The sequence below is a fragment of the Pseudomonas rustica genome, from assembly GCF_049959085.1.
Classification (GTDB): Bacteria; Pseudomonadota; Gammaproteobacteria; order Pseudomonadales; family Pseudomonadaceae; genus Aquipseudomonas; species Aquipseudomonas rustica.
Genome location: NZ_CP188200.1, coordinates 2000125 through 2013277, shown reverse-complemented (window position 1 = coordinate 2013277; position 13153 = coordinate 2000125). Strand labels below are relative to the sequence as shown.

Here is a 13153-nt window from a genome sequence, read left to right as displayed (position 1 = left end):
AGAAAAACTTAAACACCCTTGCGCTCTACCCGGAACATCCAAAAGCCCGGAAGATTTCGCAAGGTAGAATTTCGCCGGCATTCTACCCAGAAAACACCCGCCACAGGAAGGATGCTGATCCCTGACCGAGAGACGCGCGGAAGACGGTGAACGACAATGTCGATCTACGGCACGGCCATTCGACCAAGGACTGTCTACGCTGAAAGTCCAGCGTGTCTAACCTGCCGAGGATGACTGCCATGCAACGCTTTCAAAAAATCACGCCGTGCCTGTGGTTCGATGATCAGGCCGAAGCGGCGGCGAAGTTCTATTGCTCGATCTTCGATCACGCGAAAATCACCGGCCTGACCCACTACAGCAAGGTCGGTCAGGAATTTCACGGCAAGCCGGAAGGCGCGGTGATGACCGTCAGTTTTGAGCTCGATGGCCATACGTTTACCGGGCTGAATGGCGGGCCGATGTTCAAGTTCACTGAAGCGATTTCGTTTCAGGTCAATTGTCAGAATCAGGAAGAAGTCGACCATTTCTGGGGCCAACTGTCTGCGGGCGGCCCGGTCGAAGCGCAGCAATGTGGCTGGCTCAAGGACAAGTTCGGCGTGTCGTGGCAAATCGTCCCGGTGGCGTTCATGCAAATGATGCTGGACGCCGACTCCAGCAAGTCGCAGCGGGCCATGCAGGCGATGTTCAAAATGAAAAAACTCGACATTGCCGAACTGGAACGCGCCTTTGCCGGCCAGAGCTAATACACTCGGGCATTGGCCTGCCGGGAATAACCACAATGAAACACGCTGCCGCCAAAAACCCTGAAAAAGCCCCGCGCTTCTGGCGCGACGACGCCCTGCCCTTTCTCGAAGCACGGGCCATCGCCGATGGTCGCGAAGTCTGTTACGCCCGGCATTCCCATGCACACTTTTCCATCGGCGCGATCACTGCCGGGCGCAGTACTTATGTGCATGAACAGGCGCAATTCGAAGTGGCGGCGGGCACGGTGGTGTTGATGAACCCGGGCGACGTGCATGCCTGCAATCCAATTGATGATCAGCCGTGGTCGTACGTGATGCTATACGTCGAGACGCCGTGGCTGACGGATTTGCAGCATCAACTGGGGTTTGGTGAGGATCTGGAATTTCGCCGGTTTTCCGCCACGCACTTGCAGGATGCGGCGCTGTTTCGCGGCTTGATGGCGCTGTACGAAGTGTTGGTCGACGATCAGCAGGATGTGCTGCGTAAACAGAGCACGGCGGTGGAGTTTTTCAGCGATCTGCAATTGCGCCTGAACCCGGCCGGGCAAGCGTTGCGCGAGCCGAATTTCAAACTGGAACGGGCGGCGGATTTTATTCGTGAGCACTGCACGGAACTGCTCAGCCTTGAGGATATTTGCGCGGCGGCGCAGCTTTCACCGTCGTATTTGATCCGCGCGTTCAAGCAGCATTACGGCATGACACCGCATGCGTTTTTGGTCAATCAGCGCATCCAGTTTGCCCGCGAGCGGTTACGTGGCGGGCAGTTGATTGCCGATGTGGCGCTGGAGGCTGGGTTTGCTGATCAGGCGCATTTTCAGCGCGCGTTCAAACAACACCTGGCCGCAACCCCCGGCCAGTATCGTGGCTAACGTTGGGGCAAGATCAAAAGATCGCAGCCTTCGGCAGCTCCTACAGGGTGTACTCATTCCCTTGTAGGAGCTGCCGCAGGCTGCGATCTTTTGCCTTTCAAGGTTTATGGCAACAACAAATACCCCGCACTGATCGCCAACAGCCCAGCCATTACCCGGTTAAACCAACGCATCCCCGCCGCATTGCTCAGATACCCGCGCAAGAACGTCCCGGCATACACCCAGCAACCCACCGACACATAGCAGATCACCAGATACACCGCCGCAAACTGCCAGACCAACTGCGCCTCACCATCGGCGACAAACGCGCCCATCCCCGCAACACAGGCCAGCCACGCCTTGGGGTTGAGCCATTGCATCACCGCGCCGTACAGCATCGACGGCGCCCGCGCTGAATCCTTGGCGTTCAGTTGCCCGTCATCGGTGGCCAGTTTCCACGCCATGAACAGCAAAAACGCCACCCCAGCCAGTTGCACCACGCGGGTCATGAATGGCCAGAGCTGCAGGACTTCATGCAGCCCCAACCCCATCAGCACCAGCAGCAACACAAATCCTAGCGTGGCTCCGGCGACGTGCCGTTGACTGGCGCGAAAGCCGAACTGCGCCCCCGAACTCAATGCCACAATATTCACCGGCCCCGGCGTGATGGACGCCGCCAGCGCAAACGCTGCCATCGAAACAATCAGACTCATCGCACACCTGCTTCAAAACAAGGAACAAGGCGCCCACCCTAACCAGCGCCCGGTTCCCGGTATTGAAGAAAATCACCCTGCCCCTGTAGGAGCTGCCGAAGGCTGCGATCTTTTGATCTTGTCTTTTGAAAACAGGATCAAAAGATCGCAGCCTTCGGCAGCTCCTACAGGGGATTTTGTGGGTTAGTCCAGGCGTGGCACGGTGAAGCGGAATTCGCTGCCCTGCCCCGGTTCGCTCTCAGCGACGATCCGCCCGCCATGGGCCTCGACGATGCCTTGGGTGATGTACAAACCCAGGCCGGTGCCAGTCGGGTTACCGTCCTTCACCGTCCAGTAACGATCGAACACGTGCGGCAGGTTTTCCTTGGGAATACCCTCGCCGCTGTCGCGCACGGTGAAGACAATTTCATCGCCCACCGACTTCGCACGCACGCCGACCGTGCCCAGACGCGGAGTGAATTTGATCGCGTTACCGATCAGATTCGACAGCACCTGAAACAGCCGCTCAGGATCGCCATGAATGCTCAGATCCGCGTCGGCTTCAAAGGAAATGCTGATGTCCTTGTCGATTGCCAGCGGCGCAAGCAGCGATTGTGCTTCTTCGAACATCTGCCCGACGTCGAGTTTCTGCGGGGTGATGGTGTAGCGTCCGGCGTCGATTTTCGAGGTGTCGAGCAAGTCTTCCAGCAGCGTGTTCATGCGCCCGGCCGCTTGTTGCATGGTGTCGATGGCCGTGGAGATCCGTCGCGACGTATGCGGGCCGTCAGAGCTGAAAGCCTTCTGCATCATGCCGCAGAGCATCGAGATCACCGTCATCGGGTTGCGCAGATCGTGGGAAACCACCGCCACCAACTCATCACGGGCACGCACCGCTTCCTGCTCGCGGCGCACTTGCCGCGCCAGATCATTTTCCAGCGCCGAACGCCGCAGATCGTTGGCCGCAAACAGATCGCCGTGGCTCCATTTGGTGGAGATCCCGGCCATCTCGACTTTCCAGATTTCAAACGACGTACGCGGGCGCAATCGCAGGCCGGCGTCGGAGTTTTCCAGATCCAGCGGTTTGCGCGGATCGCCACTCCAATTGATGTTTTCCTTCACCTCGGGGCGGAACCACAGCACGCCGTTGTCGACCGGTTTCGGCAAGCTCATGGCGAGCACACCGCTGGCGACTTGCTGATAGTGCGCGGCCGGCGGGTAAACGCTGGCCAGATGATGACTGGAGAACACCGCCTCGCCGCTGTCCTGCAACCACTTGTGCAGGGCGCGGATTTCGTCCGGCGCCGGGCAGTTGCCGTAACGGTGCAATTGCTTGTCTTCGATGATCGCAATGCCGCCGGCGCCGGTCAGCGCCATCAGCACTTCAGGCTGGTTAGCCAGACCGTCGAAGACATTCTGCGGCGAGTCGATCATCGCTTGATTGAGCATCGCCAGCGCGTCGACTTTTGCTTCGCGCTGACGGCTGACTTCCAGCGCCTCCATCGCACTGATTTGCAGCGACAGCACCTGGCCGATGGTCTGGCACGCGGCACGCAATTCGTGCGGCACATGCAGCGGTTCGCGGTTGCCGCAGCTGATCAGGCCCCAGAGTTTGTCGCCCTTGAGCAGGGAAATACTCATCGACGACAGCACGCCCATGTTCTTCATGTATTGGCAGTGAATCGGCGACACGCTGCGCAGCGTGGCGAAACTCAAGTCCAGCGGCGTTTGCGTGTCCGGACGCAGCTTCGGCACCAGCGGCACCGGCTCGTACGCGGCATCCGGGATGATCCGCAGCCAGTTGGTGCGATACAGCTCGCGGGCCTGCTCGGGAATGTCGGACGCAGGGAAGAACAGACCGTTGAACACTTCCATCGACGGATCGGAGGCTTCGGCAATGACTTGGCCGTGGCCCTCTTCTTCGAAACGATAGATCAGCACCCGGTCGTAACCGGTCATCGCCTGAATTTCTTTGACGCTGATGTCGTACAGCGCCTGCAACGTCGTCGCGCCTTGCAGGCGCTGGAGCATGCGGCCCAAATGGGTTTCGCTGCCGGCGACGTTACGCGGCTGGAAGTTCTCGACGTGGATTTCCAGTTCGAGAATCAACACGCCTTGATGACGGTGCAGCAAGCCTTCGAACGCCATGTCGTTGAGTCGAAACAGCAATGGCGCCGAGTCGGACAAAGTTGGCTGTTGCAACGTCTGGCGTACTTGCGCGGCGTGTTCATCGCCAATCAGGCTTTGCAGCGGTTGTCCGATCAACTCCGGCGCAGGACGGCCGAGCAGGCTCTCGACGTTGGCGCTGACCTGAATGATCTCCAGCGCGGGCTCGCTCAAGGTCAGTAGCAACCCGTGCGGCTGGATCGCGCCGGGGAACCGAATCGGTTCGTCGGCACAGTTGGCCAGCAGTTCTTCAAAGGCTTGTTTGTCTTGCGGAGTCATGCCAGTACCTCTCGGCTTTCGAGCCAGCGCTCGAAACAACTGAATGTGGTGTGTGCGGCCGCGACCACGGCCTTGCGCTCGTCCGCATCCATCGGTCGACTGCCCAGGTATTCCATGAAATCGCGCCAGCGACGGCCGGTGGCGGCGCCGTAGACATCGAGAAAAGCCGCGCCGTTATCGGCTTCCAGGCCTAACCGCGCAGAAATTTCCCGGCGCAGGATTTGCCCGCCGAGCGTTGCGCCTTCGAGCACGTACAGTATGCCGAGGCAGCTAGCGCCGGAATTGATCTGCGGCAATTGGCTACAGATCGGCAGGCGGCTGATCGCTTCATCCGCGACGTCCAACGCTTGCAGGTCGCCGCGCAACGTGGCGGTTTTGAGACGTGGCGTCAGATCAAAATCGGCGGGGATGCAGTGGCTGTCCAGCAATGCGCTTTCCAGCGGCAGGTAGAAGCCGTAGTAAGCCTGCATCAGCCGTTGAAAAGCCTGAATATCGAGGGCGTCGGAGAAAAAAGGAAGGCGTTTTTCCAGTGCGATGTGCAGGTCGGCAGTGCCGGCTCGCAGATCTTGCAGCACCGGTGGCACATAAACTTCACGGGCCTTTGCTTGCATGTAGATCGCTCTTGGTGAGGCCGCCTGGGGCCATTCGGGGTTGGCATCGCATCGAGGGATTTTACACGGCACAGGTCATTTTTCTGACCCGACGACTAGTTTTTTCAGACGAAACCACCGCCCTCTGACCTTTCAGAGTTTCAGATTTCGCAAAAAGTTCGAACGGTTTCGCCTGTTCCGCCGGGCGCTGTACCGCGACAGCACTGCCTGACTGTACGGGTCGGGCCGCACGGGGGCTGTGATAAAAGTGCGCTTCTGGTTTCTGGAGTGCTGTCATGGATCTCGCCACGCTGTCGCTGTTTCTCCCCGCCTGCTTCGCCCTGAACATGGCCCCCGGCCCGAACAATTTGCTGTCGGTGAGTAACGCCACGCGTTACGGCTTTCAGCGTGCCTGCTTGGCGGGCATCGGGCGGATTCTGGCGTTTGCCGGGATGATTGCGCTGGCGGGCGCCGGTCTATCGGTGGTGTTGCAGACGTCGGAATGGCTGTTTCAGGCGATCAAGATCGTCGGCGCGGCGTATTTGTTGTACATGGCCTGGCAACTGTGGCGCGCCAATACCGAAACCGAGGAGGAAATTGCCGGAGCTTCGGTGGGATTCTGGGCGTTGGCGCGACAGGAGTTTCTGGTGGCCGCCGGCAATCCGAAAGCGATCCTGTTGTTCACCGCGTTTTTGCCGCAGTTCGTCGACCCTGGCCGCCCGGTGCCAGCACAGTTCGCCGTGTTGGGCGTGCTGTTTCTGTCGCTGGAGTGGATCGCCATCAGCGCCTACGCCTACATGGGCCTGCACATGCGCCGCTGGTTCGCCGAACCGCGCGGCAAGCGCATTTTCAATCGGTGCTGCGCGGGACTGTTGTCGGCGGCGGCTTCGGTGCTGCTGCTGGCGAAACGGGCGTGAGGTTTACGCCTCGGACGGGCCTTTGAGTTCGACCTGATTGCCATCCGGGTCGAAGCAGTACAGTGAGAGGCCTTTGCCTTCAGCGCCGAAACGCGATTCGGCTTTGGCCACGGTCAGGCCGAAGGATTGCAGATGTTCGGTCAGCGCCACTTCATCGAACGGTTCGATGCGCAGGCAGAAGTGATCGACGTTACGCCGCTCGACCCCGGCCGCCCCGCCGCCCTTGCGGCCGAGTTCGCCTTGCAGGTCGACGAGGTCGATCATTGAGGTGCCGGCGCGCAGATGGATCAGGCCCAGCGGCTCGTTGCGCTTGACCACCTCGGCTCCGAAAACCTGGCCGTAGAAATCGATGCTGCGTTGCAGATCCTCGACGCGCAGAACGATGTGATCGATGTGATGAATGGAAAACGGATGCATACCTGAACGCCTCACACAGTGTAGGAGCTGCCGCAGGCTGCGATCTTTTGATCTGATCGTTCCCACGCTCTGCGTGGGAATGCAGCCGCGGACGCTCCGCGTCCAAAGATCAAAAGATCGCAGCCTTCGGCAGCTCCTACACGGTAGTTCAGGTGATGTGGGAATTCACTGTCGATTTTTCGGTGGAGCCATCGACAATCTGGTTTTACTCTCAAGCCATGAACATACAAACCGCTGTCCTGCCGCCCCACGCCGAAATGGTTCGCGCCATGCTTGAACGCGACACTGCCTATGAAGGCGTGTTCTTCACCGCCGTGAAAACCACGGGGATTTTCTGCCGCCCGAGCTGCACGGCGCGCAAGCCGAAACCGGAGAACGTCGAGTTCTTCGCCCATGCCGACGATTGCCTGTCAGCCGGTTATCGCGCCTGCCTGCGCTGCAAACCGCTGGACGCCGCCGCCATTGCGCCGGACTGGGTGCAGACGCTGCTCAAAGCAGTCGAAGCTGATCCCGAGGTGCGCTGGAGCGATGCACAACTTCTCGCTGCAGGCATCGAGCCGCTGAAGTTGCGGCGCTGGTTCAAACAGCATTTCGGCATGACCTTCCATGCCTGGCTGCGCACGCGTCGATTGGGCATGGCGTTGGGCGGGATCAAGCAAGGCACGTCAATTGATCACGCCGCGTTCGACTCGGGCTATGAATCGCTCAGCGGTTTTCGTGATGCGTTTCAGAAGTCATTCCACATCACGCCGGGGCGCGCGGCGCAGAGTGAACCGTTGCTGTTCACCCGCCTGACCACGCCGCTGGGGCCGATGATCGCCATGGCCGAACGTCGTGGGCTGGTGTTGCTGGAGTTTCTTGATCGCCCGGCGTTGACCCGCGAAGTCGAGGAATTGCAGAACCGCTACGGCTATGCGGTCGTGCCGGGACACAACGGACATCTGCAGCAGATCGAACAGCAACTGGCGGCGTACTTTGCCGGCACACTCAGCGAATTTACCGTGGCGCTGCATTTGCCCGGCAGCGAGTTTGCGCGGCAGGTCTGGGCGGCGCTGCGGCAAATTCCCTACGGGCAGACCAGCACCTACGGCACCATCGCCGCCGCGCTGGGCAAACCCGGCGCGAGTCGCGCGGTGGGCCTGGCCAACGGACACAATCGTTTATCGATTGTGGTGCCGTGTCATCGGGTGATTGGCGCGGATGGCTCGCTCACCGGCTATGGTGGAGGACAGCCGCGCAAGGCATTTCTGCTGAGGCTGGAAAACGCCGCGGTACAGCTCACGCAACCCTTGGCCTTCTGACCAATTGATCGATCAAGAAAAGGGAATTTTTGAAAAGCATGCTCCCCTATCAAGCGGCCAGCGAGTTTCTGGCCGCGCTCGACGAAGACTGGCAGCGGCACATCGCCGTTGTCGGCCCTTGCCTGCATCAACCGCATCCGGCGCGTGATCCGTACGAGTCGCTGGTGCGGGCGATTGCTTATCAGCAACTGCACGCTAGGGCTGGGGATGCAATTGTCGGGCGGCTGGTGGGGTTGTTTGGCGGAGAGTCCTTTCCGCGTCCCGAGCAGATCCTCGCGACTGACTTTGATCGAATGCGCAGTTGCGGCTTTTCGGGCGGCAAGATCGCGACCATACAAGGGATCGCCCAAGCCACGCTGGACGGCGTGGTGCCGGATTACGCGACGGCCCTGGCGATGGACGATGAGGCGCTGATCGAACGCTTGATCAGCCTGCGCGGGGTCGGTCGCTGGACGGTGGAAATGCTGCTGATCTACAGCCTTGAACGCATGGACATTCTGCCGGCGGACGACTTCGGCGTGCGTGAAGGTTATCGGCGCTTGAAAAGCCTCGACGTACAACCGACACGCAAACAGATGATCGACATCGGCCAGGCCTGGAGCCCACACCGCACAGTCGCCGCATGGTACCTATGGCGCGTGGGCAAACCCTGAAACCCCAACGCTTATAGGTGCTGCGGAATCATGGGACTGTGTGATTGTGGGTCTGTAGGAGCTGTCGAGTGCAACGAGGCTGCGATCTTTTGATCCTGATCTTTTAAAAGCCAAAGATCGCAGCCTCGTTGCACTCGACAGCTCCTACAGTGGAAATGAGAGTTCGGCCTCTGGGTGGGCGTCTGCTCACACCCACGCAACAGCCAGCAATCCCGCGCCAAGCACCACGCACAACGGCGAATACACCCACGTATCAAGCCGTGAAAACCGTGAGCCTTTGACCTCTTTGAAAAACCCCACCAGGTTCGAATCACCAATCGCCCGGGCGAACAGCAGCAGCGCAATCGCGCTGATCCCCCATTGCAGCGACCAGTGATGCACCGGCGCGAAGCCCCAACCCACGCGCATACACACCAGCGCCGCAATCACCAACAGCGCCGCCGCGACCAGCAACGTGATCCAGCCGGAAGGTTTGAACGCCGGGCGCACCGTCGCCACCAAACCTTGCACCGGCACTTGCGGCACGGCCGCCACCGCCGCCCATTGCCCGCCCAGCGCCCAGTACACATGCACCAGGGCGATCACCGCAAAAACCGTCACCAGCCATTGAGCCAACACAAAGGTCATGGTCGAGAATCCTTGGAAAGGGATTTGAACAAATCATCCTAGTTGGCATTTTTTGAAGTGCACGACCGATCGGCGGTACGGTAAAGTGCCGCCCCATGAAATTCTCCCGTACCGATCGCTCACTGCTGGCCTGGATGCTCTATTGCTGCGTCCTGTTCAACGTGTTCGCCTGCAGCATCGGTCACGGACAAATGGTCGGCATGCAGCTGAACGGTATCGGCGGCCAGTTCTGTAAGGTCGACCCGGCCACGCAAGCGCCGATCGCCAACAACCCCACCGAAGAAAAACTGCCGACCCTGTCCAAGGCGTTCGGCTGTCCGCTGTGCTCGGTCGGCGGCGGCATGGGCCCGGCGTTCAACTCCAGCCTGACCCTCGCCGTTCTGCCGGAGCAACACAGCCCACCGCTGGCACCGATCGTTAGTGCCGACCTCCCTGCCCGCTTCACCTGGCCCTCGGCCAACCCTCGCGCCCCACCGCTCGCCTGAGTGTTTCTGCCTTTTTTGATCCGTCAGCCCACTGCACCAACGCGCGGCGTGTGCCTGTGCGCTGACGCCTAGACAAGCATTCAGGATTCAATGATGAAACAACTCACTTTGCTGGCGAGCCTGTGCGGCTGCCTGTCCGTCAACGTCTGGGCGCAATCCACCGTGGATCTGGCGCCCATCACCATCGATGGCGAATCCGGCGCCGAACCGGGCCTGAGCCTCGACCAGTCCAGCGGCATGGCCTCGCGCCTCGGCCTCAGCGTGCGCGACACCCCGGCCTCGGTGGTCATCGCCAACCGCAACGACATCGAGCGCCACGGCGCGCAGAACTTCCAGGACGCCGCCAACACCCTGCCCGGCGTCAATGCCAGCGCGCCGCCGGGTTTCGGCGGATTCGTCTCTTATCGCGGCTTCACCAGCAGCCAGATTACCCAGATGTTCAACGGCATCAACGTCTCCGGCGGTCTCGCCCGACCGGTGGACGCGTGGATCTACGACCGGGTGGAACTGGTCGGCGGCCCGTCGTCGCTGATCAACGGCGCAGGCTCGGTCGGCGGTTCGCTGAACTACGTGACCAAACTCGCCACGCGCGATGAACAAGCCATCGAAGGCCGGGTCAGCTACGGCACTTACGACACCACCGAAACCGCGTTCGGCCTCAACCATGCGCTGACCGCCCCGAGCGCCGACATCCAGCACTACGCCCGACTCGACGTCAGCCACAACACCAGCAACGGCTACATCGACCGCCAGGAACGCGATGCCTGGAGCGTGGCGTTCTCGTTGCTCAGCGACCTGACGCCGGATCTGTCACATACGTTGGCGCTGGAATACCAGGACGAGCACGAGGACAGTCCGTATTGGGGAACCCCAGTGCTCAATCCCAAGGCCGGCGAGCTGAAGATCGACAAACACAACCGCTTCAACAACTACAACGTCGAGGACGGCCGCTACGAGCAGCGCACCATCTGGGTGCGCTCGATCATCGACTACCGCATCAACGACAGCACCACCCTGCGCAACACGCTGTATCACCTCGACAGCCAGCGCGATTACCGCAACCTCGAAACCTACCAGTACAACGCCGACAACACGGCGGTGAACCGCTCAACCGCGTATCAAGTGCGCCATCAGGGCGAGCAGAACGGCAACCAGTTCGAACTGCGTCACGACAACACGCTGTTGGGACTTGAGACGACGTGGTCGGGCGGTTTCGAATACAAGGTCAACCAGACCACCAACTATCCGCTGAACGTCAAAGGCGCCAGCACGGTTGATCCGAACAACTACCGGCCGGGGCATTTCTACGACATACCCGGCACCAACCCGGCGTTGATCAGCGACAAGACCAACGAGGTCACCACCAAAGCGCTGTTCATGGAAAACCGCTTGGCGCTCACCGACAAACTGTCGCTGCTCACCGGTCTGCGTTATGACGATATCGACCTCGACGTGACCAACCACCGAGTGGTGACCGCCGCTAATCCCAAGCACCTTAAACGCAGCTGGGAACCGCTCACCGGACGCGCCGGCCTGACGTACCAGTTCATCCCGTCGGCCAACGTTTACGTGCAATACAGCACCGCCGCCGAGCAGCCGAACGGCACCCAGGACTTCGACGTCTCGACGGGCAAGCAATGGGAAATCGGTAGCAAGTTCGAATATCTGAACGGGCGCGGCTCGGCGACGTTGGCGGCGTATACGATCGAGCGCAAAGACTTCGCCGTGACCGATCCACTGGATCCGACTAGCAGCATTCCGGTGGGCCAGCAAACGTCGAAAGGCATTGAGATCGCCAGTTCGCTGCGGATCACCGACAAGCTGTTGGCCGAAGGCAACTTCGCCTGGGTCGATGCACAGTACGACGATTTCACCGAGAAAAACGCTGCCGGCGTGGTGGTGTCGCGCAAGGGCAACACGCCGACCAACGTGCCGGATCGGGTCGGCAATCTGTGGCTGACTTATGATTTTTCGCCGCAATGGCAAGGTGGGGTTGATGCGCGGTATGTGGCGTCGGTGTTTGCCGATACGGCCAATACGATGACGGTGCCGTCGTACACGTTGTTCGGCAGCTCCCTCAGCTACAAGGTCGATTCGCACACGACTGTGACCGGGCGGGTGCGCAATTTGACCAATGAGGTGTATGCCGAATTTGCGCATGTGTCGCCGGCTTATTACCTCGGGACGCCGCGTACTTTTGAATTGGCGGTGGCAACGAAATTCTAAAAAAACCTGTAGGAGCTGCCGAAGGCTGCGATCTTTTGATCTTGCTTTTAAAACAATCAAAATCAAAAGATCGCAGCCTTCGGCAGCTCCTACAGGATCGGGTCGGCTATAGACCTGCGGATACTTTGTCCGCCACATCCTTCGGCAACCAGGCCTGCCACACATCCGGATGCGCCTTCATAAACGCCACCGCCGCCTCCCGTGGCGCCGTGTGCTTCTCGCTCATCTCGGCCAACGCCTTGTTCAACGGCTCAATCGGAAAATCGACCTTGCTGAAGAACTCGGTAATCTGCGGATACTGCTTCTGAAACGGCGTCGACACGCCAATCGACAGCTTCGAAGCCAGTGACCGCGTTGGTTTTGGATTGGGATTATCGGCATCCGTCAGCGTCTTCCACGCTGCAGCATCAAACGCCGGCTCTTCCAGTTGCACCAGTTTGAATTTGCCCAGCAGCGGCGTCGGCGACCAGTAGTAGAACAACACCGGTTTGCCGCGACGAATCGACGAACTGATTTCCGCATCCAGCGCCGCGCCCGAACCACTGCGGAAATTGGTGTAGTCGTCCTGCAACCCGTACGCCGTCAGCTTCTGCTTGTTGACCACTTCCGAGGTCCAGCCGATCGGGCTGTTGAGGAACCGGCCCTTGCTCGGGTTTTCCGGATCCTTGAACACGTCCTTGTATTTTTTAAGGTCACTGACACTGCGCAAGTCCGGCGCCAGCGGCTTGATGCCTTTGGCCGCATCACCCTTGATCACGTATTCCGGCACCCACCAGCCTTCGGTGGCGCCTTTGACGGTATCGCCGACGCTGACCACTTTGCCCTCAGCCTCAGCCTTGACCCACACCGGACTGCGCCCGGCCCACTCTTCACCAATGACCTGAATGTCATTGTTGGCCAGCGCGGTTTCCAGCGTGATGGTGGTGCCGGGCAGCGTGTCGGTCGGCAGCCCGTAGCCCTTCTCGACGATAATGCGCAACACATCAGTGATCAGGCTGCCGCTTTCCCAGTTCAGGTCAGCGAAATGGATCGGCGTCTCGGCCGCCATCACCGCTTGCGCCGACGTCAGCATCCCGAATGTCGCCACGCTGGCGGCCAATAACCGTCGAAATCCGTTCATCTATTACCCCTCGTGCTGTTCACAGCATTGGCAGGATGGCCTGACAGAAGACCGCAAGCCTCTGAATACTCAGTCAACTGACTGTAGCCGAG

At 60.0% G+C, this 13153-nt stretch carries 13 protein-coding genes; 7 read left to right on the top strand and 6 right to left on the bottom strand.

What is annotated here, in order from left to right:
* Positions 1-239 precede the first annotated feature (239 nt).
* Together ACP3TY_RS09450 and ACP3TY_RS09445 are read left to right on the top strand one after the other, a co-directional pair.
* A complete protein-coding gene (locus ACP3TY_RS09450; RefSeq protein WP_426619811.1) occupies positions 240-743 on the top strand; it encodes a VOC family protein in 504 nt (167 codons plus the stop codon).
* A gap of 35 nt (positions 744-778) precedes the next feature.
* Positions 779-1612: an AraC family transcriptional regulator gene (locus ACP3TY_RS09445; RefSeq protein WP_426619810.1), complete on the top strand. Its 834-nt coding sequence runs from the start codon at positions 779-781 to the stop codon at positions 1610-1612.
* Between the two features lie 104 nt (positions 1613-1716).
* Here ACP3TY_RS09445 and ACP3TY_RS09440 read toward each other — a convergent pair whose 3' ends face one another.
* From ACP3TY_RS09440 to ACP3TY_RS09430, 3 genes are all read right to left on the bottom strand, one after another.
* A complete protein-coding gene (locus tag ACP3TY_RS09440; RefSeq protein WP_426619809.1) occupies positions 1717-2304 on the bottom strand; it encodes a LysE family translocator in 588 nt (195 codons plus the stop codon).
* Positions 2305-2487: 183 nt separating this feature from the next.
* Positions 2488-4725 carry an ATP-binding protein gene (locus ACP3TY_RS09435; protein WP_426619808.1) on the bottom strand — a complete coding sequence of 746 codons (2238 nt, stop codon included), beginning with the start codon at positions 4723-4725 and terminating at the stop codon, positions 2488-2490.
* Entirely contained in the window at positions 4722-5336 is a 615-nt protein-coding gene (locus ACP3TY_RS09430) for a biliverdin-producing heme oxygenase (protein WP_426619807.1), read from the bottom strand. The genes ACP3TY_RS09435 and ACP3TY_RS09430 overlap by 4 nt, the downstream gene beginning before the upstream one ends.
* 275 nt (positions 5337-5611) lie before the next feature.
* On the opposite strand from ACP3TY_RS09430, the gene ACP3TY_RS09425 reads away from it, so the two are divergent.
* Positions 5612-6232: a LysE family translocator gene (locus ACP3TY_RS09425; protein ID WP_426619806.1), complete on the top strand. Its 621-nt coding sequence runs from the start codon at positions 5612-5614 to the stop codon at positions 6230-6232.
* Between the two features lie 3 nt (positions 6233-6235).
* On the opposite strand, the gene ACP3TY_RS09420 is transcribed toward ACP3TY_RS09425, so the two are convergent.
* Positions 6236-6649, bottom strand: coding sequence for a VOC family protein (locus ACP3TY_RS09420; RefSeq protein ID WP_212549238.1), 414 nt, complete (start codon positions 6647-6649; stop codon positions 6236-6238).
* A gap of 218 nt (positions 6650-6867) precedes the next feature.
* Here ACP3TY_RS09420 and ACP3TY_RS09415 point away from each other — a divergent pair, with 218 nt between their 5' ends.
* Positions 6868-7950, top strand: coding sequence for a bifunctional transcriptional activator/DNA repair enzyme AdaA (locus ACP3TY_RS09415; protein WP_426619805.1), 1083 nt, complete (start codon positions 6868-6870; stop codon positions 7948-7950).
* Positions 7951-7988: 38 nt separating this feature from the next.
* Positions 7989-8603, top strand: coding sequence for a DNA-3-methyladenine glycosylase family protein (locus ACP3TY_RS09410; RefSeq protein WP_426619804.1), 615 nt, complete (start codon positions 7989-7991; stop codon positions 8601-8603).
* A gap of 186 nt (positions 8604-8789) precedes the next feature.
* Here the strand turns inward: ACP3TY_RS09410 and ACP3TY_RS09405 are convergent, their stop codons facing one another.
* On the bottom strand, positions 8790-9230 hold the full coding sequence (locus ACP3TY_RS09405; protein WP_053120960.1) for a DUF3995 domain-containing protein: 441 nt from the start codon (positions 9228-9230) through the stop codon (positions 8790-8792).
* Between the two features lie 95 nt (positions 9231-9325).
* Between ACP3TY_RS09405 and ACP3TY_RS09400 the strand changes: the two genes are divergently transcribed.
* A complete protein-coding gene (locus tag ACP3TY_RS09400; protein ID WP_426619803.1) occupies positions 9326-9715 on the top strand; it encodes a DUF2946 domain-containing protein in 390 nt (129 codons plus the stop codon).
* A gap of 93 nt (positions 9716-9808) precedes the next feature.
* A complete protein-coding gene (locus ACP3TY_RS09395) occupies positions 9809-11941 on the top strand; it encodes a TonB-dependent receptor (protein WP_426619802.1) in 2133 nt (710 codons plus the stop codon).
* Positions 11942-12047: 106 nt separating this feature from the next.
* On the opposite strand, the gene ACP3TY_RS09390 is transcribed toward ACP3TY_RS09395, so the two are convergent.
* Positions 12048-13061 carry an ABC transporter substrate-binding protein gene (locus tag ACP3TY_RS09390; protein WP_426619801.1) on the bottom strand — a complete coding sequence of 338 codons (1014 nt, stop codon included), beginning with the start codon at positions 13059-13061 and terminating at the stop codon, positions 12048-12050.
* Positions 13062-13153: the final 92 nt, after the last annotated feature.

Coding starts and splice junctions, on each gene's coding strand:
- ACP3TY_RS09450 (WP_426619811.1), top strand. CDS start 240: ATGCAACGCTTTCAAAAAATCACGCCGTGCCTGTGGTTCGATGATCAG.
- ACP3TY_RS09445 (WP_426619810.1), top strand. CDS start 779: ATGAAACACGCTGCCGCCAAAAACCCTGAAAAAGCCCCGCGCTTCTGG.
- ACP3TY_RS09440 (WP_426619809.1), bottom strand. CDS start 2,304: ATGAGTCTGATTGTTTCGATGGCAGCGTTTGCGCTGGCGGCGTCCATC.
- ACP3TY_RS09435 (WP_426619808.1), bottom strand. CDS start 4,725: ATGACTCCGCAAGACAAACAAGCCTTTGAAGAACTGCTGGCCAACTGT.
- ACP3TY_RS09430 (WP_426619807.1), bottom strand. CDS start 5,336: ATGCAAGCAAAGGCCCGTGAAGTTTATGTGCCACCGGTGCTGCAAGAT.
- ACP3TY_RS09425 (WP_426619806.1), top strand. CDS start 5,612: ATGGATCTCGCCACGCTGTCGCTGTTTCTCCCCGCCTGCTTCGCCCTG.
- ACP3TY_RS09420 (WP_212549238.1), bottom strand. CDS start 6,649: ATGCATCCGTTTTCCATTCATCACATCGATCACATCGTTCTGCGCGTC.
- ACP3TY_RS09415 (WP_426619805.1), top strand. CDS start 6,868: ATGAACATACAAACCGCTGTCCTGCCGCCCCACGCCGAAATGGTTCGC.
- ACP3TY_RS09410 (WP_426619804.1), top strand. CDS start 7,989: ATGCTCCCCTATCAAGCGGCCAGCGAGTTTCTGGCCGCGCTCGACGAA.
- ACP3TY_RS09405 (WP_053120960.1), bottom strand. CDS start 9,230: ATGACCTTTGTGTTGGCTCAATGGCTGGTGACGGTTTTTGCGGTGATC.
- ACP3TY_RS09400 (WP_426619803.1), top strand. CDS start 9,326: ATGAAATTCTCCCGTACCGATCGCTCACTGCTGGCCTGGATGCTCTAT.
- ACP3TY_RS09395 (WP_426619802.1), top strand. CDS start 9,809: ATGAAACAACTCACTTTGCTGGCGAGCCTGTGCGGCTGCCTGTCCGTC.
- ACP3TY_RS09390 (WP_426619801.1), bottom strand. CDS start 13,061: ATGAACGGATTTCGACGGTTATTGGCCGCCAGCGTGGCGACATTCGGG.